At 63.4% G+C, this 23,703-nt stretch carries 18 protein-coding genes, 1 tRNA gene, 3 rRNA genes and 2 pseudogenes; 5 read left to right on the forward strand and 19 right to left on the reverse strand.

The genetic code is table 11. The features are described 5' to 3' along the window. The first annotated feature begins 870 nt into the window (after positions 1 to 870). Positions 871 to 1,122, forward strand: a complete 252-nt coding sequence (locus HYG77_RS12470) for a hypothetical protein (RefSeq protein ID WP_208962810.1) — start codon at positions 871 to 873, stop codon at positions 1,120 to 1,122. Then, positions 1,119 to 1,442, forward strand: a pseudogene (locus HYG77_RS39565) (IS21-like element ISAau2 family helper ATPase IstB); the annotation flags it as partial. The gene HYG77_RS12470 and the pseudogene HYG77_RS39565, both read left to right, overlap by 4 nt. Before the next feature lie 128 nt (positions 1,443 to 1,570). Here the strand turns inward: HYG77_RS39565 and HYG77_RS12480 are convergent. Continuing rightward, entirely contained in the window at positions 1,571 to 1,837 is a 267-nt protein-coding gene (locus HYG77_RS12480; RefSeq protein WP_208962812.1) for a hypothetical protein, read from the reverse strand. Between the two features lie 813 nt (positions 1,838 to 2,650). Here HYG77_RS12480 and HYG77_RS12490 point away from each other — a divergent pair. Next, a complete protein-coding gene (locus tag HYG77_RS12490; RefSeq protein ID WP_208962814.1) occupies positions 2,651 to 3,214 on the forward strand; it encodes a dihydrofolate reductase family protein in 564 nt (187 codons plus the stop codon). A 71-nt stretch (positions 3,215 to 3,285) separates the two neighbouring features. Beyond that, positions 3,286 to 3,411: pseudogene (locus tag HYG77_RS39570) on the forward strand (ATP-binding protein); the annotation flags it as partial. Between the two features lie 730 nt (positions 3,412 to 4,141). On the opposite strand, the gene rrf reads toward HYG77_RS39570, so the two are convergent. The 11 genes from rrf to HYG77_RS12540 form a co-directional block, all read right to left on the reverse strand. Beyond that, positions 4,142 to 4,258, reverse strand: a 5S ribosomal RNA gene (gene rrf / locus HYG77_RS12495). A 162-nt stretch (positions 4,259 to 4,420) separates the two neighbouring features. Continuing rightward, a 23S ribosomal RNA gene (locus HYG77_RS12500) occupies positions 4,421 to 7,547 on the reverse strand. A gap of 337 nt (positions 7,548 to 7,884) precedes the next feature. Continuing rightward, a 16S ribosomal RNA gene (locus HYG77_RS12505) occupies positions 7,885 to 9,401 on the reverse strand. The 16S, 23S and 5S rRNA genes sit together here, the layout of an rRNA operon. Before the next feature lie 519 nt (positions 9,402 to 9,920). Further along, positions 9,921 to 10,118, reverse strand: a complete 198-nt coding sequence (locus HYG77_RS12510; protein WP_208962815.1) for a hypothetical protein — start codon at positions 10,116 to 10,118, stop codon at positions 9,921 to 9,923. Positions 10,119 to 10,166: 48 nt separating this feature from the next. Further along, complete coding sequence (locus HYG77_RS40670; RefSeq protein ID WP_257792467.1) at positions 10,167 to 10,289, reverse strand: hypothetical protein; 123 nt, start codon at positions 10,287 to 10,289, stop codon at positions 10,167 to 10,169. A 41-nt stretch (positions 10,290 to 10,330) separates the two neighbouring features. Further along, on the reverse strand, positions 10,331 to 10,768 hold the full coding sequence (locus HYG77_RS12515) for a DUF2752 domain-containing protein (protein WP_109326391.1): 438 nt from the start codon (positions 10,766 to 10,768) through the stop codon (positions 10,331 to 10,333). Between the two features lie 136 nt (positions 10,769 to 10,904). After that, a tRNA-Thr gene (locus tag HYG77_RS12520) sits at positions 10,905 to 10,977 on the reverse strand. Positions 10,978 to 11,008: 31 nt separating this feature from the next. Further along, positions 11,009 to 12,223, reverse strand: a complete 1,215-nt coding sequence (locus HYG77_RS12525; protein ID WP_109326390.1) for a DNA polymerase III subunit delta' — start codon at positions 12,221 to 12,223, stop codon at positions 11,009 to 11,011. Positions 12,224 to 12,275: 52 nt separating this feature from the next. Beyond that, entirely contained in the window at positions 12,276 to 15,200 is a 2,925-nt protein-coding gene (gene topA / locus HYG77_RS12530) for a type I DNA topoisomerase (protein ID WP_109326387.1), read from the reverse strand. A 136-nt stretch (positions 15,201 to 15,336) separates the two neighbouring features. Further along, positions 15,337 to 15,921, reverse strand: coding sequence for a hypothetical protein (locus tag HYG77_RS12535; protein ID WP_208962816.1), 585 nt, complete (start codon positions 15,919 to 15,921; stop codon positions 15,337 to 15,339). Positions 15,922 to 16,067: 146 nt separating this feature from the next. Continuing rightward, complete coding sequence (locus HYG77_RS12540; protein WP_005248460.1) at positions 16,068 to 16,271, reverse strand: cold-shock protein; 204 nt, start codon at positions 16,269 to 16,271, stop codon at positions 16,068 to 16,070. 397 nt (positions 16,272 to 16,668) lie between these two features. Here HYG77_RS12540 and HYG77_RS12545 point away from each other — a divergent pair, with 397 nt between their 5' ends. Continuing rightward, positions 16,669 to 19,017: a DEAD/DEAH box helicase gene (locus tag HYG77_RS12545; protein WP_208962817.1), complete on the forward strand. Its 2,349-nt coding sequence runs from the start codon at positions 16,669 to 16,671 to the stop codon at positions 19,015 to 19,017. Positions 19,018 to 19,026: 9 nt separating this feature from the next. Here the strand turns inward: HYG77_RS12545 and HYG77_RS12550 are convergent, their stop codons facing one another. The 7 genes from HYG77_RS12550 to ssd are packed head-to-tail and all read right to left on the reverse strand — an operon-like array spanning position 19,027 to position 23,655. Beyond that, positions 19,027 to 19,377 carry an Rv3654c family TadE-like protein gene (locus HYG77_RS12550; protein WP_109334829.1) on the reverse strand — a complete coding sequence of 117 codons (351 nt, stop codon included), beginning with the start codon at positions 19,375 to 19,377 and terminating at the stop codon, positions 19,027 to 19,029. After that, positions 19,374 to 19,742 carry a TadE family type IV pilus minor pilin gene (locus tag HYG77_RS12555; RefSeq protein WP_109326385.1) on the reverse strand — a complete coding sequence of 123 codons (369 nt, stop codon included), beginning with the start codon at positions 19,740 to 19,742 and terminating at the stop codon, positions 19,374 to 19,376. The genes HYG77_RS12550 and HYG77_RS12555 overlap by 4 nt, the downstream gene beginning before the upstream one ends. Further along, a complete protein-coding gene (locus HYG77_RS12560; protein WP_109326382.1) occupies positions 19,742 to 19,945 on the reverse strand; it encodes a DUF4244 domain-containing protein in 204 nt (67 codons plus the stop codon). The genes HYG77_RS12555 and HYG77_RS12560 overlap by 1 nt, the downstream gene beginning before the upstream one ends. A 50-nt stretch (positions 19,946 to 19,995) precedes the next feature. Next, entirely contained in the window at positions 19,996 to 20,577 is a 582-nt protein-coding gene (locus tag HYG77_RS12565; RefSeq protein WP_208962818.1) for a type II secretion system F family protein, read from the reverse strand. Then, a complete protein-coding gene (locus HYG77_RS12570; RefSeq protein ID WP_244461295.1) occupies positions 20,574 to 21,365 on the reverse strand; it encodes a type II secretion system F family protein in 792 nt (263 codons plus the stop codon). Before HYG77_RS12570 ends, HYG77_RS12565 begins: the two co-directional genes overlap by 4 nt. Then, positions 21,362 to 22,576: a TadA family conjugal transfer-associated ATPase gene (locus HYG77_RS12575; protein ID WP_208962819.1), complete on the reverse strand. Its 1,215-nt coding sequence runs from the start codon at positions 22,574 to 22,576 to the stop codon at positions 21,362 to 21,364. Before HYG77_RS12575 ends, HYG77_RS12570 begins: the two co-directional genes overlap by 4 nt. Next, complete coding sequence (gene ssd, locus HYG77_RS12580) at positions 22,564 to 23,655, reverse strand: septum site-determining protein Ssd (RefSeq protein ID WP_208962820.1); 1,092 nt, start codon at positions 23,653 to 23,655, stop codon at positions 22,564 to 22,566. The genes HYG77_RS12575 and ssd overlap by 13 nt, the downstream gene beginning before the upstream one ends. Between the last annotated feature and the right edge of the window lie 48 nt (positions 23,656 to 23,703).

Raw genomic sequence — 23,703 nt, forward strand, 5'->3', positions numbered from 1 at the left:
AATCGCCGGAATGCCGGCTCATTGAGCGCGACAGGGCCTGACGCCTAGCGAAGTAGCGCGGGCAGACCCTCGCTGCAGTCACGCTGCCCGCATGTCGGCGTCCGCTCTCAGCGTGGCGACTGAGATAACGCACCCTGTGACCGCGGCAAAGGACCAGGGGCGAGGACGCACGCCAACCTACCAATGCGGCGAAGCAGACCTCAGTTCCCGCCTTCCGGAGGAGCCAGCGCCTCCAGCGTTGCGGCCGCTGGTAACTCGGCCCAAGCCGCCGATGATTGCGCCGATTCCGACACCCCGGCCGTGCAGGTGACCGTGCCGTTGGTCGGCGCCGACCTGGAGGAGCCAGTCATGAGCGCAGACGTCTTCGCGTCATAAACTTCTGGGCGTTCTCGGCCTTCCGAGGAGACTTCTCGGCACGCACGGCCAACCGGTGGTGACGACGAGGAGTCGGTAGGAGCGTTGAACCGCGCCACCTCAACGACCGTAGACAAAGAGACTTTTCGATCTCAGGACATGAAGGCGCCGAGAACTGTTGCCCGATAGTTTGATTGGTTACTCTCGGAGGAAACGCCGTCGCCTCCAGAGCGCCGGCCCGATATACGAGACGGGTGAGTCCCGAGGCACGTGCAACCAAGGAGGGCGCGGACGCCGACGAAGCTACCGGTCCGGACGGTGGCCTGTGGCTATCGCGGTGGCTATCGGGGTGCTGGCACATACCCGCGGCCCCGAGAACCCGTTCGCGGGCTGGTGGCAGTGTGATTAGGAGCCTCGGTACGGTACCCAGGGTGCTGGTGCGGGATGGCGAAGGCGCGAGCCGGTGGTGTCGGCACACGCAAAACGCGAACCGACCCAGGCAGGGTTTCCGCGGCAATGAATCGAACGCCGACCAGGGCTTCGATGCTCGCCCTGCCCCCGGTCCCCCAGCCACCGCGGAAAGCAGTTGACCCGGTTGACCGCGATCACTACATCCGCCTCGACTCCAACGGCGACACCACAAACACCTGCAACCCCGATCATGTGGAAGCCACTGCGGCACTAGGCCGGGACCGCATCGCATTGGTCTACCGACCGGACCGGACCACCGAGATGGAACGCGACGACGACGGAGCGGTGGCTTACTGACCGCGAATACCAGAACGTCGGATCGGGACCTGACAGCGGGGTTGAGGCTCCTCACCCGCGCTCTGAAAGAGCCGACCTTGCGTGGCGCTGCCGGCCGATTGATCGAGCGGGCCCGTCCGAGAACTGGACCCACGAAGTATTCCTGGTCGTATGCCTGCAGCGGGAGGTCCCGGCCATGGAAGCCACGGCGGTGCATCGCGGATGCGGGCGGCGCGATGCACCGCCCGCATCTCGTTGAAGGAATTGGACTTCGACTTCGATTACGCCCGCGGCCTCGAGCGGGACACCTTCACGCACCGGGAACCCTCGACTTCGTGACCGCAAAAGGCAACGTGGTCTTCGGACCTCCCGGCACCAGTAAGACTCTTCTGGCGATCGGCTCGCGATCCGCGCCTTCCCAGGGTGAGCACCGCTCGATCACCACCGAGCGATAGTCAAAACCTGTGGATCACCCTCGGCGGGTGACCTGAAGCGGGCGCACCTCCTGAGCGAGATAGATGCTCGCGGCGGCGCTGCAGGCCGAGGTCGCCGCGGTGATGCCGCTGCTGTACCTGCATGGCTTGTCGTCCTCGGACTTCGGCCCGGCATTGGGGCAGTTCCTTGGCAGCAGCAGCGGCCTGTCGACGGCCACCATCACCTGGACGACCAAGCACTGGCAGGAGGAGGCTAAGGCGTTCAACATGCGCTCGCTGACGGACACCGACTTCGTCTGCATGTGGGGGGGTCGACGGGGATCCACCCGAGATCCGACTCGAGCAGGACAGGCGTGCCTGCTGGTCATCGTCGCGTGCGGGCTGACGGCACCAAGAAACTGGTCGCCTTCGACGACGGACACCGCGAATTTCGGAGTCCTGGCTCGACCTGCTCCGCTCGTGCATGCGTCGCAGGTTGCACGCCCCGGTGCTCGCATCGGCGTCGGCGGTCTCGGGTTCTGGGTTCCCTGCGGCAGGTGCTCCCCGACTCCCGCGAGCAGCGGTGTTGGTTCCACAAGATCGCCAACGTGCTCAACGCTCTGCCCAGGTCCGCCCAGCCTGGCGCGAAGGCTGCACTAGCCGAGATCTGGAACGCCAAAGAAAAGGAGCACGCCCGGGCCGCGGCGAAGACGTTCGCCGCCGACTACGCCTCCAAGTGTCCCAAGGCGACCGCAAAGGTCACCTACGACCTCGAGGTGCTGCTCGCCTTCTCTTCTATGACTACCGGCCGAGCACTGATCCACCTGCACACAACCCGATCGAGTCGACCTTCACCACCGTGCGGCTCCGGCACTGAGTCACCAAGGGACCCGGCACCCGCGCGGCCGGTATCGCGAAGGCGTTCACACTCATGAGCCCACCCATCCGGATGGCGTGCCGCGAACGCACCCCACCTCGTCGCCCTCGCCCGCGCCGACGCGAAGTTCGAGAAGGGCGTCCTCGTCGGAAACCCGACGACCACGAATCAGGAGGTCATCGGCAAGCCGCGTGACACGACTGGTTGCGCGATGGTCAACTCACCATGAAGTCGAATCCGTTACTGAGGGGAGCTCCTGATGCGCAGCGTGAGCTACTCGATGGCCGTGTCGCTGGACGGCTACGTCGTCGGGCCCGACGGGTCCTTCGACTGGAGCTCACCCGACCAAGAGGTCTTCAACCTCGCCACTGACGAGGTACGCCGGGTCGGCGTCCATCTGCTCGGACGACGGCTGTACGAGACCATGCTGTACTGGGAGACCGCCGACCAGAACCCGTCGCTCGACTACTCAACGCTCGAATTCGCCGCGCTTTGGATGGGGCTCCCGAAGTTGGTCTTCTCCACCACGCTGTCGGCGGTGCAGGGAAACGCCCGCCTGGCGTCCAGCAGTCTGGCGGATGAGATCGAGCGATTGCGAGCCGAACCGGCGGAGGGCGACATCGCGATCGGCGGAGCGACTCTCGCCGCCGAGGCGGCCGCGTTGGGTCTCATCGACGAGTACCGGGCCAGGGTCTACCCAGTGCTGCTGGGGGGCGGCCGCACCTTCTTTCCCCAACGCGAGCATCGGGTGAACCTCGATCTCATCGAGTCCCGCACCCTCAATTCGAAAGTGGTCTACCTCCGCTACCGCGTAGCCCGCTAGCCGACTCGTCCCGCCGAGCACATGAGGGACACGCCAGCCCGCGGTAAATCGATCCACGGGTCTTTTTTATTGCTCTCATCACCACGAACAACCCCTTCGGCCGCTGGGTGAGGCCTTCGGTGACGAGGCCGTCGCAGCAGCGATGATCGCCCGCGTCGTCCACCACTCTGTCGTCATCCCTCAAAGGCGACAGCTACCCGCCTCGAGGGACGCGACCTCGTCGCGCACCCACCGGCCGAACCACCAACCAACCCAGGGGCCAATTTTCGGTTGCCGGAACGAAGTCAGTTTCAGATGCCGCTGGCACTCTCGGCGGTAACGAAGCTGAGCGCGGAGCTATCGCGTCGCAGATGACTGGGGCAAATCCCTCTTCGCTCGCGATTCAAAAGTATGCCGCTGGACGAGATTCACCTCATGGTCTTTCCTGCGCCGCGGATTTCGGCTGCGGCCGAGGCCCGGAACTCTTTGTAGGTCCGGTATGGGTCTGGTCGGCACCACGGTGTCGTGCGCGATCGGTACTGGTGCAATGTAGACATTGTCGTAGTACGACAACGGTTTCGGCCGGCCGCGTAGACTGATGATGCCGGTGACCGCGCATTTACGCCCGAAGGCAGCATCGAATACGACCGTGACCAAGACCGCAATTGAACAGAGCCGGCGCACTCGTACGTAACAAACTATCGCCGACAAATCACTGTCTGGCACAACCCCAGATGTCCACAAGATGTGGTCTCAATCGGTGCAGTTATTCCATGAGCAACATCGATTCCATTGATCAAGCGAAACCGGGATTCGAATTGGAAATCATCCCTTGACCGCCCGCAATATATCAAATCCCTCCGGATGCGGCGCGTTTCACCTGCTGAATTTTTTGTTGTGGAATGCCGGAAGCCCCCCAACAGGTGTTGGGGGCTTCCGGTAACGGATGTTCGGCGGTGTCCTACTCTCCCACACCCTGTCGAGTGCAGTACCATCGGCGCTGGAGGGCTTAGCTTCCGGGTTCGGAATGGGGCCGGGCGTTTCCCCTCCGCTATGGCCGCCGTAACTCTATGAAACTGTCACACACCCATCTTCCCTTTTTCCGGTTCCCCCGCCGTGGCCACGCACCCGGGTGGGGTGCGGAACTGTCCAGGGGGTTCCGTGAAAGGAAAAAAGGGGGTATCTGTGTGTTGTTTCAGATACTGCACAGTGGACGCGTAGCTTCTTTGTGGTAAGTCCTCGGCCTATTAGTACCAGTCACCTACACCCATTACTGGGCTTCCAGTTCTGGCCTATCAACCCGGTGGTCTGCCGGGGCCTTACCCTCGAGGGGTGAGAAACCTCATCTTGGAACAGGCTTCCCGCTTAGATGCTTTCAGCGGTTATCCCTTCCGAACGTAGCTAACCAGCGGTGCTCCTGGTGGAACAACTGGCACACCAGAGGTTCGTCCGTCCCGGTCCTCTCGTACTAGGGACAGCCTTCCTCAAGTTTCTAACGCGCGCGGCGGATAGAGACCGAACTGTCTCACGACGTTCTAAACCCAGCTCGCGTGCCGCTTTAATGGGCGAACAGCCCAACCCTTGGGACCTACTCCAGCCCCAGGATGCGACGAGCCGACATCGAGGTGCCAAACCATCCCGTCGATATGGACTCTTGGGAAGATCAGCCTGTTATCCCCGGGGTACCTTTTATCCGTTGAGCGACACCGCTTCCACTTGCCGGTGCCGGATCACTAGTCCCGACTTTCGTCCCTGCTCGACTTGTCAGTCTCACAGTCAAGCTCCCTTGTGCACTTGCACTCGACACCTGATTGCCAACCAGGCTGAGGGAACCTTTGGGCGCCTCCGTTACATTTTTGGGAGGCAACCGCCCCAGTTAAACTACCCACCAGGCACTGTCCCTGAACCAGATCATGGTCCGAGGTTAGAGGTCCAATACGATCAGAGTGGTATTTCAACAACGACTCCACACTCACTGGCGTGAGCGCTTCACAGTCTCCCACCTATCCTACACAAACCGAACCGAACACCAATACCAAGCTGTAGTGAAGGTCCCGGGGTCTTTTCGTCCTGCCGCGCGTAACGAGCATCTTTACTCGTAATGCAATTTCGCCGAGTCTATGGTTGAGACAGCTGAGAAGTCGTTACGCCATTCGTGCAGGTCGGAACTTACCCGACAAGGAATTTCGCTACCTTAGGATGGTTATAGTTACCACCGCCGTTTACTGGGGCTTAAATTCTCAGCTTCGCCACCGAAATGGCTAACCGGTCCTCTTAACCTTCCAGCACCGGGCAGGCGTCAGTCCGTATACATCGTCTTACGACTTCGCACGGACCTGTGTTTTTAGTAAACAGTCGCTTCTCACTGGTCTCTGCGGCCCCACCCAGCTCACACTGCAAGAGTGATCACCAGACGAGGCCCCCCTTCTCCCGAAGTTACGGGGGCATTTTGCCGAGTTCCTTAACCATAGTTATCTCGATCGCCTTAGTATTCTCTACCTGACCACCTGTGTCGGTTTGGGGTACGGGCCGTGTGAAAGCTCGCTAGAGGCTTTTCTCGGCAGCATAGGATCACTGAATTCGCCTCATTCGGCTATGCGTCACCTCTCAGGATATGTGTGACCCGGATTTGCCTAGGTCACTCCCTACAGGCTTACACCAGTATTACCACTGACTGGCTCAGCTACCTTCCTGCGTCACCCCATCGCTTGGCTACTACCAGATCAGGTCCCACGCATCCGCCACCTACGAACCCGAAGGTTCACACGCGGTTTCAGGGTGGTTAGTATCACTGATTCACCAGGGGCGCGTTCACACGGGTACGGGAATATCAACCCGTTGTCCATCGGCTACGCCTGTCGGCCTCGTCTTAGGTCCCGACTCACCCTGGGCGGATTAACCTGGCCCAGGAACCCTTGGTCATTCGGCGGACGAGTTTCTCACTCGTCTTTCGCTACTCATGCCTGCATTCTCACTCGTGTGGCCTCCACGGCTGGGTCACCCCGCCGCTTCCATGGCCACACGACGCTCTCTACCCATCCACACCACTGCCCACCCTCCCGCAGGAAAATGGGGGTGCATTGTGTGAATGCCGCAGCTTCGGTGGTGTACTTGAGCCCCGCTACATTGTCGGCGCAGGATCACTTGACCAGTGAGCTATTACGCACTCTTTCAAGGGTGGCTGCTTCTAAGCCAACCTCCTGGTTGTCTTCGCGACCCCACATCCTTTTCCACTTAGTACACGCTTAGGGACCTTAGCTGGCGATCTGGGCTGTTTCCTCTCGACTACGAACCTTATCGCCCGCAGTCTCACTGCCGCGCTCTCACTCACCGGCATTCGGAGTTTGGCTGATTTCGGTAAGCTTGTGGGCCCCCTAGACCATCCAGTAGCTCTACCTCCGATGAGAAACACGCGACGCTGCACCTAAATGCATTTCGGGGAGAACCAGCTATCACGGAGTTTGATTGGCCTTTCACCCCTACCCACAACTCATCCCCTCAGTTTTCAACCTAAGTGGGTTCGGTCCTCCACGACGTCTTACCGTCGCTTCAACCTGGCCATGGGTAGATCACTCCGCTTCGGGTCTAGAACATGCCACTATAAACGCCCTATTCGGACTCGCTTTCGCTACGGCTACCCCACACGGGTTAACCTCGCGACATGCCACTAACTCGCAGGCTCATTCTTCAAAAGGCACGCCATCACCCCCAGCGACAAGTCACTCGAAGGCTTTGACGGATTGTAAGCGCACGGTTTCAGGTACTATTTCACTCCCCTCCCGGGGTACTTTTCACCTTTCCCTCACGGTACTAGTCCGCTATCGGTCACCAGGGAGTATTCAGGCTTATCGGGTGGTCCCGACAGATTCACACCAGATTTCACGGGCCCGGTGCTACTTGGGTTTCCATCACGACAGTCACAATGTTTTCGTGTACGGGATTCTCACCCTCTACGACAGGCCGTTCCAGACCACTTCCACTAACACCATGATTTCTTACTGTCGGCCAACACGGCAGCATTGACAAGATGAACCCCACAACCCCACGAATGCAACGCCTGCCGGCTATCACACATCCATGGTTTAGCCTCTTCCGCTTTCGCTCGCCACTACTCACGGAATCACTATTGTTTTCTCTTCCTGTGGGTACTGAGATGTTTCACTTCCCACGTTCCTCCACACACCCTATATATTCAGATGCGGGTAACACGACATCACTCGTGCTGGGTTTCCCCATTCGGACATCCTCGGATCTCAGCTCGGTTGACAGCTCCCCGAGGCTTATCGCAGCCTCCTACGTCCTTCATCGGCTCCTGGTGCCAAGGCATCCACCGTACGCTCTTCATTACTTACAACAAAGATGCTCGCGTCCACTGTGCAGTTCTCAAACAACACACCCGCCTCGAACTCCCGCCAGCACCATGCCCACCACCAAAAGTGATGCGGTCTGCCTGACATCCGAACCGGATCGTCACTTTCCTGAAAGAAAAACACTCACGTGTTCCCTCAGGACCCAACAGTATGTCGATATAATTCGCCCTCCCACCAGCACACAGGCCGGCAGTTGAGAACCAATACTTGTCAGCGATCCACCCATGAGCAACCACCGGATAACATACGCATCCGAAATGGCCTCTGCCAGACCATCATCCACTGACTGTTCAGCGGTACATGACTGGAGATGCTCCTTAGAAAGGAGGTGATCCAGCCGCACCTTCCGGTACGGCTACCTTGTTACGACTTCGTCCCAATCGCCGATCCCACCTTCGACGGCTCCCTCCCACAAGGGGTTAGGCCACCGGCTTCGGGTGTTACCGACTTTCATGACGTGACGGGCGGTGTGTACAAGGCCCGGGAACGTATTCACCGCAGCGTTGCTGATCTGCGATTACTAGCGACTCCGACTTCACGGGGTCGAGTTGCAGACCCCGATCCGAACTGAGACCAGCTTTAAGGGATTCGCTCCACCTCACGGTCTCGCAGCCCTCTGTACTGGCCATTGTAGCATGTGTGAAGCCCTGGACATAAGGGGCATGATGACTTGACGTCGTCCCCACCTTCCTCCGAGTTGACCCCGGCAGTCTCTTACGAGTCCCCACCATTACGTGCTGGCAACATAAGACAAGGGTTGCGCTCGTTGCGGGACTTAACCCAACATCTCACGACACGAGCTGACGACAGCCATGCACCACCTGTATACCGACCACAAGGGGGGCCGTATCTCTACGGCTTTCCGGTATATGTCAAACCCAGGTAAGGTTCTTCGCGTTGCATCGAATTAATCCACATGCTCCGCCGCTTGTGCGGGCCCCCGTCAATTCCTTTGAGTTTTAGCCTTGCGGCCGTACTCCCCAGGCGGGGCGCTTAATGCGTTAGCTACGGCACAGATTCCGTGGAAGGAACCCACACCTAGCGCCCACCGTTTACGGCGTGGACTACCAGGGTATCTAATCCTGTTCGCTACCCACGCTTTCGTTCCTCAGCGTCAGTTACTGCCCAGAGACCCGCCTTCGCCACCGGTGTTCCTCCTGATATCTACGCATTTCACCGCTACACCAGGAATTCCAGTCTCCCTGCAGTACTCAAGTCTGCCCGTATCGCCTGCAAGCTCACAGTTGAGCTGTGAGTTTTCACAAACGACGCGACAAACCGCCTACGAACTCTTTACGCCCAGTAATTCCGGACAACGCTTGCACCCTACGTATTACCGCGGCTGCTGGCACGTAGTTAGCCGGTGCTTCTTCTGCAGGTACCGTCACTTCCGCTTCGTCCCTGCTGAAAGAGGTTTACAACCCGAAGGCCTTCATCCCTCACGCGGCGTCGCTGCATCAGGCTTTCGCCCATTGTGCAATATTCCCCACTGCTGCCTCCCGTAGGAGTCTGGGCCGTGTCTCAGTCCCAGTGTGGCCGGTCACCCTCTCAGGTCGGCTACCCGTCGTCGCCTTGGTAGGCCATTACCCCACCAACAAGCTGATAGGCCGCGGGCCCATCCTGCACCAGTAAACCTTTCCACCCCCAGCCATGCAGCCGAAGGTCGTATCCGGTATTAGACCCAGTTTCCCGGGCTTATCCCGAAGTGCAGGGCAGATCACCCACGTGTTACTCACCCGTTCGCCGCTCGTGTACCCCGAAGGGCCTTACCGCTCGACTTGCATGTGTTAAGCACGCCGCCAGCGTTCGTCCTGAGCCAGGATCAAACTCTCCGTTGAAGACTCTAGAAAGAGGCGAACCCCAATCAGTCATAGACATCGAGTCAAATCACTAGCGATCAAAAACTCAAACTAGCTCAATCAAACACTGACCCCCCTCCGACGGAAGAAGGAGAAGAGCCAGCAAATACCCACACCACTCACAACCAAACCCCAAAGGCCAGTTGATCATCCGTGATGCGGAGTACCAAAAACAATTTGGCACTGACATTCATCGACACACTGTTGAGTTCTCAAAGAACACGCACACACCATCACCACCAGCAACACTCGCTAGCCGATCCGGGGCAACCGCTCCAGCCTAACTCCTGTCCCCTCCCGATGCAAACGGGAACTTCCAGGACATCTCGAACACGCCAATCACGATCAGCGTCTTCGGGAAGTTCAGGCGCCTTCGTCCAACCTCGTGTCCCCCGCCTTCCGGCCGGGGTCGGTGTCCGTGTCGCTCTGACTTGGAATAAGTTACGCGACGAACACCCGCTACGCCAAATTGCCTGGTCAGGCTGCTGGAGCGCCTTCTTACGGAACCCAGTACTTCGCGGCAAGTTCCTCGATGACCACATCGCCGTCGGCTGCCTGCTCCAGCGCGGCAAGATCCGCATCGATCGAAACGAGCCGGGGATCGTCTCCTTCTGCCTCCTGGACCGGGTGGCCCCCGTCTTCGGCGAGCTGGCGGATCAACTTCTCCCGGACCCGGTCCTTCAGCGAATCACTCATACACGAATCATGACCGTGGGGCGGAGGGTTGTCGAGAGCAGCGCCCGGTCACTCTTCGGCGTCATCGGGTGCCTTCACGTTGTCGCTCTTACCGAAGACTCGGAGCGCTGTCGGAATGAGCACGATCAATGCTCCGAGGATCGCAATCAACGAGAAAACCTGCATTGCCATCTGTGAACCGACTCTCTGTTTCATGCCGGCGGCGACCGTCGTCAAGCCGGCGCCAGCCAGCTTCCCCAAGATGTATTCCTCGTGACCGTAAACGCCGCGAGAGCGATCAGGACACCCACCATCACATATGGACGGATGACGATCGATCGAGCGCGCGCTCCCGCCCAGCGGCGCTGCGCCCACCGCACCCACAGGTACACCGAGACAGCGAGCAGCGGAACGATCAAGGCGTTGCTCGACAACGCGGCCCCGATGTCCAGATCGGTGAGGTCGTGGACAGCCCGAAGGCCCCCGCAGGCCGGACACCACCAGCCCGTCAATGCGTACACGGGGCAGAAGCCGTACGCGCCCGACTGATGTGGATCGCGAAAGTGCAGGAGAGCGACGGCGGCGGCGGTCCCTGCGGCAACCGTCGCCGGCGCACCGAGCGCACGTAGACCCGCCACCTGTGAGGTACGGGTTCGATTCTCGATGTCCACGCTTCCAGTCTTCCGGATCTTTCCCCGCCGCGGCGGGTCGGGACTGCGAACGACACAGATCCCCGTCCTCGACGTGTCGGATCCGAATACGACTCTGGCCCTCCCCGAGGAATCAGGGAGGGCCAGAGTACCGCTGAGCTGCCTGAGAGAATCGAACTCTCGACCTTTTCATTACGAGTGAAATGCTCTACCGACTGAGCTAAGGCAGCGGTGCCTTTCGGCGGTGGCGAGTCTAGCGCCTCAACCCCGAGTATGCGAAAACGGCTCCCTGAACGCGTCGCCGAGGCTGGCCACCATGGCATCGACAGCCCACTGTGGTTTGACGTTGACAGCGATCGCCTCACGGCACTCGAGTACCGCTTCGATGCACTTCAGCAGGCCTTCCGGCGAGGTTCTCGACGCGAGTTCCGCAGCCCGGTCGGCCATGTCGGGATGGTTTGCAGCGGCTGCCGATCCCCACGTGGCGGCGAGGGCGTCGCGGTAGAGACCCGCGAGATCGATGAGAGCGCGATCCAGCGCATCACGACCTGTGCGGGTAGCCCTCGACTTCTGCCGCTTCTCCAGATCCTTGAGTACACCGGCCGATCCTCGGATGGCCCCGGCAGCGCCCTTGCCGGTGCCTCCTGCACCGAGGGCGGTGCGCAACTCTTCCGTCTCCTGCTCGTCTCGCGCCGCACTCATCTCTTTCGCTTCGGCGTCGGCTGAGCGCACCAACTCCTCGGCAGCCGCGAACGCAGTCGCGGGTCGCAATGCCGCGACCGCAAGGTCCAGGGCCTCCTTGCGACGAATGCGGGAATTCAGGTCGGTCGCCAGTCGCCGTGCCCTACCGACATGACCGCCACTGATCGACGCCGCAAGGCGCGCCTCTTCGGGCTCCACACCATCCCTCTCGCGCAGAACCTGAGCGATCGCGTCCGCCGACGGAGTGACAAGGGCGACGTGCCGGCAGCGCGACCGCAGGGTCACCGAGATGTCTTGAGGATCGACGGAAGGGGCGCACAGCAAGAACACGGTGCGATCCGGCGGCTCCTCGACAACCTTGAGGAGAGCGTTGGCCGCGCCCTCGGTGAGACGGTCTGCGTCCTCCACGACGACGATCTGCCAGCGACCGGTACTGGGCCTGCGGGAGGCCGTCTGCACGATGGCCCGCATCTCCCTCACGCTGATGCTCAGCCCTTCGGGAACCACCCGCCGCACATCACCGTGGGTGCCTGCCATTGCAGTGGTGCAGGAGTGGCACGCACCGCAACCAGGGACGCCGTCACTGGTGCATTGCAAGGCCGCGGCGAAGCACTGCGCGGCCACCGACCTGCCCGAGCCCGGGGGGCCTGTGAAAAGCCACGAATGCGTCATCGACGACCCCATTGAGCCAAGTCCGAGACGGGCCGCCGTAGCAGCGGCAGTCAGTTCGGCCTCGACATCTGCCTGGCCCACCAACCGGTCGAATACGGTCACGACGTCAGACTATCCCGCACCTGCGACACCCCCGAGGCCCCGCCGCACCGGCTCACGCCTTCTTGTCCGAGGCCTTCTTCGCAGCAGCCTTCTTCGCCGGTGCCTTCTTGGCAGCAGTCTTCTTCGCCGCAGCCTTCTTGGCCGGTGCCTTCTTGGCGGGAGCCTTCTTCTTGACAGGTCCGCGCGCCCGACGCTCCGCCAGCAGTTCCGACGCCCGAGCGTCGGTGATGCTTTCCACTTCATCGCCCTTGCGAAGGCTGGCGTTGGTTTCGCCGTCCGTTACATACGGTCCGAACCGGCCGTCCTTGATCACCATCGGCTTCTCACTGACCGAGTCGACGCCCAGCTCCCGCAGGGGCGGCGTCGCCGACGCCTGCCGTCCGCGACGCTTGGGCTCCGCGTAGATCTTCAAGGCCTCTTCCAGCGTGACCGTGAACATCTGGTCCTCGGTGGCGAGTGACCGCGAATCGGTGCCCTTCTTGAGGTAGGGACCGTATCGGCCGTTCTGGGCGGTGATCTCTTCCTTCGATTCGGGATCGATACCCACCACACGCGGCAACGACAGCAACTTCAGGGCGTCGTCGAGGGTGACCGTGGCCAAATCCATGGACTTGAGAAGCGAACCGGTTCTCGGCTTGGGACCCGCTGCCTTCTTCGCCGTCTTCTTGGCAGGGGCTTTCTTCGCTGCCGTCTTGGTCTTGGTGGTGCCCTCGGCGGGCTCCGGCTCGGCGACCGGCACCACGGCCGGTTCGGGCTCGGGTTCCGGCTCGGGAAGGATCTCCGTGACGTAAGGGCCGAACCGGCCCTCCTTCGCCACGATCTCGTGCCCGGTCAGTGGATCGACACCGAGCTTGCGGCCCTCCTGGGGCGTCGAGAACAGCTTCTCGGCGTACTCGGGTGTCAGCTCGTCCGGCGGAAGGTCGTCGGGCAGGTTTGCACGCTGCGAGATGAGGTCGCCCTCGGGGTCGTCCGGGTTGCGAACCATCCGCTCGAGGTAAGGACCGAAGCGTCCGACACGGACATGAACTTCGCGGCCTTCGGCGTCGTCGAAGAGCCGGATGGAGTTGACCTCGCGAGCGTCGATCTCCTCGAGATTGACACCGACCATCTTCTTCAGGCCACCCTCTCGGGCGACGGAACCCTCGGCGCCGTGATCACCGCCGAAGTAGAAACTGCTCAGCCAGTTGCCGCGCTGTTCCCGGCCACCGGCGATTGCGTCGAGGTCATCCTCCATCCCGGCGGTGAAGTCGAAGTCGACCAGCCGACCGAAGTGCATCTCGAGGAGACCGATGACGGCGAACGCGACCCAGGACGGCACCAACGCACTACCGCGCTTGTAGACGTATCCGCGGTCGAGGATGGTCTTGATGATCGACGAATAGGTGGACGGCCGACCGATGCCCAGCTCTTCGAGGGTCTTGATCAGGCTCGCCTCGGTGTACCGAGCCGGTGGATTGGTGGTGTGGCCGTCCGGATCGAGTTTGGTCGCGGTGACCGCCTGGCCCTCGACGAGCACCGGCAGGCGCGACTCGGCGTCGTCGGACTGGCCGCCGGCTTCTTCGTCGACACTTTCGACGTATGCCTTCAGGAAGCCGGCGAACGTGATGGTGCGGCCCGACGCGGAGAACGTGCATTCTTCGCCCGTACCTGCCGTACCCGAGATCCGCAGGGTGAGCGTGGTGCCGCGGGCATCGGCCATCTGAGACGCCACGGTGCGCTGCCAGATCAATTCGTAGAGCCGGAACTCGTCGGTATCGAGCCGTGAGTGCAGCTGCCCCGGAGTCTGGAAGACATCGCCCGCAGGACGGATCGCCTCGTGAGCTTCCTGGGCGTTCTTCACCTTGCGGGTGTACTGGCGCGGCGACGCGTGAACGTACTCTGCGCCGTACAACTCGGTGGCCTGCGCGCGCGCTGCGGCGATGGCCGATGCAGACAACGTCGTCGAGTCGGTACGCATGTAGGTGATGTAGCCGTTTTCGTACAACCGCTGGGCAATGCGCATCGTCCGCTCCGACGTGAATCGGAGCTTGCGTCCCGCTTCCTGCTGGAGCGTCGACGTCATGAACGGTGGGTAGGGCTTGCGCGTGTACGGCTTGCTCTCCGCGGACGACACGGTGAGGTCGACACCGGCGAGGGATTCGGCGAGCCTCTGTGCACGGGCCTCGTCGAGCACCGTGACCGTGCCGGTCTTCAGCTGGCCGTCCGAGCCGAAATCGCGACCCGACGCGACCCGTGAACCGTCGACACTCACCAGACGTGCCCCGAAGCTGCGCGGGCTCGCGTCGGCGCCTGCGTCGAGGGTGGCCGAGATGTCCCAGTAGGACGCGGACCGGAATGCCATCCGCTCGCGTTCACGCTGAACGATGACACGGGTGGCGACGGACTGCACACGGCCCGCCGACAACTTCGGCATGACCTTCTTCCACAGGACCGGGCTGACCTCGTAACCGTAGAGACGGTCGAGGATGCGCCGAGTTTCCTGGGCGTCCACCAGGTCGGTGTCGAGTTCGCGGGTGTCGTCGGCAGCCGCTCGGATGGCCGGCTCGGTGATCTCGTGGAAGACCATCCGCCGAACCGGAATCTTCGGCTTCAGAGTTTCGAGCAGGTGCCAGGCGATGGCCTCGCCCTCACGGTCGGGGTCGGTGGCGAGGAATAGTTCGTCGGCGTCCTTGAGGAGGCCCTTCAGTTCCGTGACCTTGGACTTCTTCTCTGGACTGACCACGTACAGCGGCTCGAAATCATGATCGACGTCGACACCGAGTCGGGCCCACGGCTCACCTTTGTACTTGGCCGGAACATCGGCGGCGCCGCGAGGAAGGTCACGAATGTGCCCCACCGACGCCTCGACGACGTAGTTCTTTCCGAGGTACGGAGCTATCTTGCGGGCCTTGGTCGGCGACTCGACGATCACGAGGCGGCGAGGCTGGCCGGACGCTCCCGCCGCATCCTGTGCACTGCCGTTGTCACCTTTTGCCACCTGTTGCCCGAGCCTTCCTGAAGTCGATCGCTGCCACCCGACAGTTGTGCAGACAAACCGTTTATACCGGGTTCGCCTATTACTAGAGTGACATACCCGCGACCCGTCCTCGCAGATCAGTACTGCCTACGCGGTCCTACACGTGGGGCCAACCGGTACGATCGTCCATGTTTGCGGGTGCTTCGCCGATACTCTCGACGAGTCTGCCGAGCCTACGCCGACCCGATATTCGAAGGCCGGGACCCGACCCGCGCGTGCCGATCAACGTCGGCGCCATACCCGCCCTCATCAAGGCCTGAGCCAGTGGCGCGTGGGTGTCCGGGGCGTGCGAATCGAGTCCGAGAACGAAGCGTTCCCCGTCGGCTTCGCCGTGGCCAGCAGCCAGAGCCCAGAACCGCAGCTGCCTTCCGGACGGCACCCAGCCCGGCGGCACCGCCTTCACCGCGCCCCTCGTCCACTGCTCCGCGAGGGGCCGCAAGTCGACTACCGAAGCGGTGCGCACGAGCGGGCTGCCCTCGTCGCTCCGGGTGATCTCGGCTTCCAGCCCCGCCTCGGCGATCAGCTCGGCGATTCCTTCCGCGCGCCACAGCGCATCCACCACGATGGAAATCCGCGCGCGGCCGCCGCCGGAGACCACCTGGCCCGACGCTGCGAGAAGCCCACCCAGATCCGCAACCGCCGGTGGAAGTGCCTCGGCAGAGAAGAAGGAGAGCTGACTCATCGACTTACCCCCTTCTGCCACGTCACTGTGGCCACCAGCATGGAAAACGAATCGTCCCCCACCGCCTCGGGCGATGGGGGACGATTCGGACGGAATCGCGAGATCCCGCCTATCTGATTTTCGTGTCCACGGAATGGACGGCAGAATCAGACTGCGCGAACGCCGGTTGCCTGGGGGCCCTTGGTGCCCTGGCCGACCTCGAACTCCACGCGCTGGTTCTCCTCGAGGGTGCGGAAACCGCTGCCCTGGATCTCGGAGTAGTGAACGAAGACGTCAGCGGAGCCGTCCTCGGGTGCGATGAAGCCGAAGCCCTTTTCCGCGTTGAACCACTTCACAGTGCCCTGTGCCATGCTTTTCCTTCTCTTTCTAACACCGGATTCGGCGGACAGCACGTACAGTCCGCCGGGCCGGTTCCGACCGCTGTACTTCTTGATTTCCCCCTCAGGAAAAGCAGAGCACCGCGTTCGCAACATCGATCCTGCGAACGCTCACTCTTTCAAGCCCACGAACACAGAAGCTGCGACCAAGATGTAGTCAACCATGAACTCCGCGAACGCAACAGTCGAAAACGGAACAATTCACACAAAATGTTGATCTTGTAGCGAACAGCCGCGAATCGACGCATCCGGTCGGCACGTGCCGTACCCCCGGGAACATCCCGGGGAGTCGACTCGCTATCATCATATATGCAGGTCGTGGCGGTGTAGAAGCTCCTCGCCCCGCTCCATCGACAGCCCGGAGAGATCAGTGAGCACACCGTTTTCGCCCCGTGACGACAGTGGAAATACTGGCGAAACATACGGTCGCGAGTTGCTCGACAGGGTGCTCGACGGCGTCCCGCCGAACGAAACGCCATTGACATTTGCCGCCGAAATGCCTGCTCGGACGTCGGCACTGACGGATTGGCCCACGTGGGCGCACCCCTCGGTCGTCTCGGCCCTCCAGCAGAACGGGATCGCCCGGCCGTGGAGCCATCAAGCGGCTGCCGCCGATTTTGCCCACCAGGGCACGAACGTGGTGGTGTCGACCGGAACGGCATCGGGAAAGTCGCTCGCCTACCAGCTACCGGTACTCACCACTCTGGCAATGGATCCGCGGGCGACCGCCCTATACCTGTCACCGACCAAAGCCCTGGGCGCAGACCAGTTGCGGGCGGTGACCTCGATCATCGACGCTACGGACGACCTTCGGGGCGCTTGCCCTTGCATGTTCGACGGTGACACACCGTCGGAGGTGCGTCAGTGGGCGCGCGAGAACTCACGGTGGCTCTTCACCAACCCCGATATGCTGCACATCTCCCTTCTCCGGACCCATCAACGGTGGTCGCACTTCTTCCGCAATCTGGCGTTTGTCGTAATCGACGAATGCCACTCCTACCGTGGTGTCTTCGGCTCCAATGTGGCTCTCGTCCTGCGCCGACTCCGACGCATCGCGGCGCGATACGGCGCCGACCCTGTCTTCGTCCTCGCCTCCGCCACCACCGCCGAACCCGGCTCCGCCGCGTCCCGCCTCATCGGGGCCCCGTGCGCCGAGATAGTGGACGACGGGTCGCCCCACGGCCCGCGAACCATCGCCCTCTGGGAGCCACCCCTCATGCGGGAGGTGACGGGAGAGAACGGGAGTCCGGTCCGCAGGCCTGCAGGTTCGGAGGCCGCACGCATCATGGCCACCCTGATGACCGAAGGGGCACGTACTCTCACCTTCGTCCGTTCACGGCGCGGCGCCGAACTGACTGCCATGGCCACCAAACGCCTACTCGCGGAGGTCGATCCCGAACTTGCTACGCGGGTCGCGTCGTACCGCGCCGGCTACCTGGCCGAAGACAGACGCGAACTCGAGGCTGCCCTCGCCGACGGCACGCTGCTCGGTGCGGCAACGACGAACGCGCTCGAACTCGGAGTCGACATCGCCGGACTCGACGCCGTGGTGGTGGCGGGATTTCCCGGGACGGTCGCCTCGTTCTGGCAGCAGGGAGGCCGCTCCGGCCGGCGTGGTGAAGGATCGCTCGTCGTCCTGGTAGCCCGCGACGATCCGCTGGACACCTACCTCGTGCACCACCCGTCCGCACTCTTGGACAAGCCGGTGGAGGCCACCGTCACCGACCCGTCCAATCCGTACGTCCTCGGTCCACAATTGCTGTGCGCAGCAATGGAGTTGCCGCTTTCCGATGCCGAAGCAGAAAAATTCGGCGGTCTCGACGTCCTCGCAAAGCTGTCCGAACAGGGTCTGATTCGCAGACGCGCCCACGGCTGGTTCGTGACTGCGGGAACAAATCCGCATGGCGCACTGGATATCCGGGGTGGAATCGGAACGCAAGTAGCAATAGTGGTGTCGGAAACCGGACGTCTGCTGGGAACCGTCGACACCGGTCGCGCCCCTGCGACCGTCCATCCCGGCGCCGTGCACATCCATCAGGGGGAGTCGTATGTCATCGACGAACTCGATCTCGATCAGGGTCTTGCCCTGGTTCACGCCGAGGACCCCGATTGGACGACCTCGGCCCGGGAAACCACCGAGATCACCGTGACAGCTGTGCTGGAGCAGAAACTTTTCGGTGACGTCGAAGTGGCACTCGCCGAGGTAGAGGTAACGCACCAGGTGATCGGGTACCTGCGCCGACTGCCCTCCGGTGAAGTACTCGACTCGGTGGAGTTGGACATGCCCGAGCAGACCCTCTGTACCCGTGCCGTGATGTACACGATGACCCCGGAGCTGCTCTCCCTAGCCGGTGTCGCGGCCGAACGAGTGCCCGGATCTCTCCACGCCGCTGAGCACGCAGCCATCGGACTCCTACCCCTGGTCGCGGTGTGCGATCGCGAGGACGTCGGCGGCGTCTCGACGGCGTTGCATGCCGACACCGGCTTGCCCACCGTGTTCGTCTACGACGGACACGCCGGCGGTGCCGGATTCGCCGACCGGGGCCACGCCGAGCTCGCGCGGTGGCTGGGCGCGACCCGGGACGCGATCACTTCCTGCGAGTGCACCTCCGGTTGCCCTTCTTGTGTGTACTCACCGAAATGTGGAAACGGAAACGACCCCCTCGACAAGGACGGTGCTATCCGAGTCCTCGCGGCGGTGCTCGACGCGCTCGGATGAACGGCCGTCTCATTCCGCAGGTCCGGCCCGAGCCACTGCCCGGGCATCTCGAATGCCCAGCGAGGACAGCAACATCGGGGCCGTGACCGTCACCACCACATCCCAGTCGTCGACTGTGCAGTCGACCACCTCGGCGTGCATCCGCTCCGCCACGGCACGCGCCGCAGCGCACGCGGACTCGCCGCCCCGGTCGAGTCCCACTCCGGCGGCCAGGGCCGCAAGATCCGCCGCGGACTGAGCCCGGTGCCGCACCGAGACCGCCGAACCGAGGTGCAGCAGAGTCGCCGTTATCACCACCAGCGCCGCGAGCCCGAAACATGTCAGCACTGTGGCGGAACCACGCTCGTCGCGAGCATTCATCGCCCACCCCACCCTGCGGCGGTGGGCTCGCGTACCGCGACAGCTTCGGCCGAGATATGCACGAGCGGAAGGAGCGGACTGCGGGCGCGTACGGTGGCGACGACGAGATCCCCCTCCTCGCGCAACACCACGTCGGCGCCGTCAGGAGCCACCCTCGCTGCTGCGGACATCGCCGACTCCCGATCCCCACGAGCAGCGAGACGAGCCGCTTCACGGGCCGAGTCGACACAACGAACATGGAGCGTCGCCGCCGTGATCGCTCCGATGCACAGGACGACCACCACCACGATGGACGCGATCGCAATGGCCGCCTCCACCGTGACCGCCCCCGCATCCGAGCGCCGCAGCCCCCTCGACTGTGTCATCAGACCGCGGTACTCAGCGCTTTGTCGATGATATTCGTCAGCGCGGTCACAATGCTGTCACCGGTGACCACCGAATAGAGCACCGCACCGAACGCCGCCGCGGCGATCGTGCCGATTGCGTACTCGGCGGTCGACATCCCGTCCTCCTCGACCGCAAGCAGTGTCAGGCGAGCCGTCAGAGCGCGCATCGTGTTCACCATCATGTTTCCCCCTTGTTGTACCGGCGCAGTGGATCTGCACCGGGAGTGTGAAGTCAGAGCAGTCCGCCATCGAGAACCCGGGAGGCGAGACCGACGACGACGGGAATGATCCCGAGGCAGATGAAGGCCGGCAGGAAACACAGACCCAGCGGACCGCTGATCAGCACACCGGCGCGTTCGGCCGAAGCCGCCGCCGAATCCTCGGCCTGGGAGCGACTTTCGGTAGCCAACTCGGTCATCGAACCTGCCAACGACGATCCTGACCTGGCCGAGCGACGAGCCATTCGGGCAAGTGATTCGGTGGCCGGATCCGACGCCGCCGACTCCCATGCGGTGGCCGCGTCCGCTCCCAGGGACAGTAGATCCGCCGCTCGGCGCAACGACTCCGACAACGGTGCCGGGGCCGTCAGCGACACCGCCTCGGCGGCGACCGCGACAGGGAGCCCCGAACGTAGGCACGCGGCCAGCAGGTCGAAGGTGGCCGCGACGGCGAGCGGGTCCTCGCGCCGGTGTCGATCGTCGCCGTCGTTCTGCACGACCGGGCCACGCTCGCCCTGCAGGCGCGCGCGTGAAGGCCGGCGACCCGGAAGGATGAGAAGTGCACCGGCCATGAGTGACAGCATGATCCAGGTCATTGTGTTACCTGCGCGGTGATGCGATCGGTCCACAGCAGTCCCGCACACACCAAGCCCGTCCCCAGCACGGCCAGACCACCGCCCAGTCCGCCGCCGAGCAACACTTCGAGTGGCGCAGCACCCATCATGTGGCCGAGGCCGATGCCCAGGACCGGAAGAGCGGCCAGCACGCTCGCCGTTGCCCTCGCGCCCGCCAGCCCCGCCTCGGTGCGCCCACGAAATCGCCGCCGACCGAGCAGATCAGCGCGCGCCGCCTCGAGTAACTCGGCGAGCGCAAGACCGTGCTTCTCCGCGACGTCCCAGATGTCGGCAATGCGCGCCAGCTCCACTCCGACTCGGGAGTCGTTGATACGCAGTCCATCTGCTGCGGTACCCCCGAGACGAGCGCGTGCCGATGCGGACCGGAAGGCCACCGACACGACACCGGAACCCTCGTCTGCGGCCGTGTCACACGCTGTCGCAGGATGCGCACCGACGCGAAGTTCGGCAGTCACCACCTCGAGACTCGACAGGATCACGCGCAGGTCGGCATCTCTCGCCCGAGCCGCTCGTCGCCGCACATATCTGAAACGAACTGTGGCGCACGCAATCATCGCCGCGAGTACGACGGCGACACCGCCCAGTTCGTAGGAAACGGGAAGGACGAGGAGAGCAGCCGGAATCATGCCGGACACCCTGGCGCGCCTCCGCGGTGGCCGCCGCCCGACAACCGCGAGCAACCGAGTACGGGACAACGCCGAGGGCATCGCGAGGACAGCGCAGGCCAGCACCAAGAGACTTGCGATCACGTCGCCACCACACGTTCGGCAGATTCTTCTCCGATGCGGCGGGCACAGAGTTGCTGCAGGATCGCGGCGCCCGCGTCCGACCCGGTGCCGAAAGTCCAAGCCGGGACGATGGAGACGTATCCCCGGTCGTCACTGGTGACCACACCGATCTGCATCAGCTTCCGAGTTCCATTCGAGGACCGATGCACGTGCAAGATCACTTGGACCGCAGCGGCCAGCTGACTGTGCAGGGCGCTGCGGTCCATTCCGCCCAGCGCGGCGAGGGCTTCGAGCCGGGCGGGCACTTCCTCGGGCGAGTTGGCATGGACGGTTCCCGCACCGCCGTCGTGGCCGGTATTGAGAGCCGTGAGAAGGTCGACGACCTCCGCGCCGCGCACCTCCCCCACAACAATTCGATCAGGACGCATGCGCAGGGACTGGCGCACCAGATCCCGGACGGTCACCTCGCCGACTCCTTCGACGTTGGCCGCCCGCGCCACCAGCCGGACCACGTGCGGATGTCTGGGCGCCAGCTCGGCGGCGTCTTCGACACAGATGATGCGTTCGGCCGGATCGACGGCGCCGAGCAGCGCGGCGAGCAGCGTGGTCTTTCCGGCGCCCGTGCCCCCGGTGACCAGAAAGGCGAGCCGCGCGCGCACCACTGTTCCCAGCAGCGCGTGGGCCTCTTCGGTGAGCGCACCACCCGACAGCAGGGCGTCGAGGCCCTGAGTGGCCGGCCGCAGCACACGCAGCGACAGGCAGGTTCCACCGTGCGCCACGGGGGCGAGCACTGCGTGGAGCCGCACTCCGAACGAGCCATTGCCCACCCCGCGCAGGCGCCCGTCGACCCAGGGCTGCGCGTCGTCGAGCCGGCGACCTGCTGACAGGGCGAGGCGTTGAGCGAGTCTGCGTACCCCCGCCTCGTCGACGAACCGCACGTCGGTGCGTTCGAGACCGCGACCCTGATCGACCCACACCTCGTCGGGAGCGGTGACGAGGACATCCGCGACGCCGGGACGCGTGAGCAGGGACTCGAGGGGACCGGCACCCGTCAGCTCGGTCATCAGCACACGCAACGCACCGAGAAGATCCGTGTCACCCAGTACACCACCGGACTCGGTCCGGATGGCGGCAGCGACCGTTGCCGGGGTCGGCTCCCCCGAAGTGTGGGCGAGGCGTTCACGGACCCGGTCGAGGAGGTCGGGCGTGACGAGGGAACTCACGCCGCCCACTCCCGCGAACGCGGCCTCTCGGCCGCCGTGTCGAGGATCGCCGATGCTGCAGCGATGAGCGCTGAGCGTCGGCCGGGTTTCAAGCCGCCGTGTTCGAGCATTGCGGTGAGGGAGCGCTCGGCGCGCATGGACGCGATCAGAGGCAGTTCGAGCACCTCCGCAACATCCGCGCCCCGCAGACCTCCCGGCGCCGGGCCGCGCACCACGACACCCTGGTTCGGGTTTCGCTCGGCAATCCACTGCGCGACCTTGCCGGCAGCGATGCAAGCACGGACGGTCGCCGGCACGACGAGGACTACCAGATCTGCCAGTTCGAGGACCGTTTCGGTGACCGGTCCGGGAAATCTCGACGTGTCGCATACGACGAGATTCCCGGCGTACCGACTCGCTTCGATCACTGCGCGTGCCGCTGCCGGCGTCGGCCCCGAGTTCCCGTGGCCGCTGCGACTGCAGGACAGAACCCGTAAGTGCTCGCCGCGTGCGGGGAGCGCGTCTCGGAGTGCGTCGGACGAAATCCGTCCCCCCTCGATCGACAGGCCCGACCACCTCAGGCCGGGAACGTCCTCGAGACCGAGGAGCACGTCCAGACCCGACCCCCACGCGTCGGTGTCGACCAGCAGTGTCGTTTCCGCTTGTGCACCGGTGGCGGCACACAGGGCTACCGCCGTTGCCATGGTGGACGCACCGGCACCACCGCAGCCTCCGACGACAGCGACGACGCTGCCGTCCGCCTCCGGCTTCTGAGGCTGCTCACCGAGCACCGTGACCAGAGTGGCTTCGTCCTCCGGTACCGCGAGGACGTGCTCCGCACCGATCGCGGTCGCGATCCGCCATTCGTCGATCCCCGGCGTTCCGTCACACAACAACACCACCCGACGTCGGCGAGGGAGGCGGTGACACGCGATGGCGGCCCGGGTGTCGAGTACGACGAGGGGAGCACTCCCCCAGGTGTGGTGCGCATCGGCGACCTCGGCTTCGTCGATCCTGCGGTCCGCCGCGGCGGCGACCCGCCGAATGCTGTGCAGCAGTGCAGGGTCTTCGATCAGAACCAGCACTTCGCCACCGATGTCTGTGTCCATGCAGTGAGCGTGCCCGGCACCGCATACCCGCGAAAGGGGCACAGAGCG

Origin of the sequence: Rhodococcus sp. ZPP (assembly GCF_017656075.1) — a bacterium.
GTDB lineage: Bacteria > Actinomycetota > Actinomycetes > Mycobacteriales > Mycobacteriaceae > Rhodococcus_F > Rhodococcus_F oxybenzonivorans.

What these genes read in the sequence shown, in the direction of transcription:
- HYG77_RS12470 (WP_208962810.1), top strand. Translation starts at nt 871, where the DNA reads ATGAATCGAACGCCGACCAGGGCTTCGATGCTCGCCCTGCCCCCGGTC.
- HYG77_RS12480 (WP_208962812.1), bottom strand. Translation starts at nt 1,837, where the DNA reads ATGCAGACGAAGTCGGTGTCCGTCAGCGAGCGCATGTTGAACGCCTTA.
- HYG77_RS12490 (WP_208962814.1), top strand. Translation starts at nt 2,651, where the DNA reads ATGCGCAGCGTGAGCTACTCGATGGCCGTGTCGCTGGACGGCTACGTC.
- HYG77_RS12510 (WP_208962815.1), bottom strand. Translation starts at nt 10,118, where the DNA reads ATGAGTGATTCGCTGAAGGACCGGGTCCGGGAGAAGTTGATCCGCCAG.
- HYG77_RS40670 (WP_257792467.1), bottom strand. Translation starts at nt 10,289, where the DNA reads ATGGCAATGCAGGTTTTCTCGTTGATTGCGATCCTCGGAGCATTGATC.
- HYG77_RS12535 (WP_208962816.1), bottom strand. Translation starts at nt 15,921, where the DNA reads ATGAGTCAGCTCTCCTTCTTCTCTGCCGAGGCACTTCCACCGGCGGTT.
- HYG77_RS12540 (WP_005248460.1), bottom strand. Translation starts at nt 16,271, where the DNA reads ATGGCACAGGGCACTGTGAAGTGGTTCAACGCGGAAAAGGGCTTCGGC.
- HYG77_RS12550 (WP_109334829.1), bottom strand. Translation starts at nt 19,377, where the DNA reads ATGAATGCTCGCGACGAGCGTGGTTCCGCCACAGTGCTGACATGTTTC.
- HYG77_RS12555 (WP_109326385.1), bottom strand. Translation starts at nt 19,742, where the DNA reads ATGACACAGTCGAGGGGGCTGCGGCGCTCGGATGCGGGGGCGGTCACG.
- HYG77_RS12560 (WP_109326382.1), bottom strand. Translation starts at nt 19,945, where the DNA reads ATGATGGTGAACACGATGCGCGCTCTGACGGCTCGCCTGACACTGCTT.
- HYG77_RS12565 (WP_208962818.1), bottom strand. Translation starts at nt 20,577, where the DNA reads ATGACCTGGATCATGCTGTCACTCATGGCCGGTGCACTTCTCATCCTT.
- ssd (WP_208962820.1), bottom strand. Translation starts at nt 23,655, where the DNA reads ATGGACACAGACATCGGTGGCGAAGTGCTGGTTCTGATCGAAGACCCT.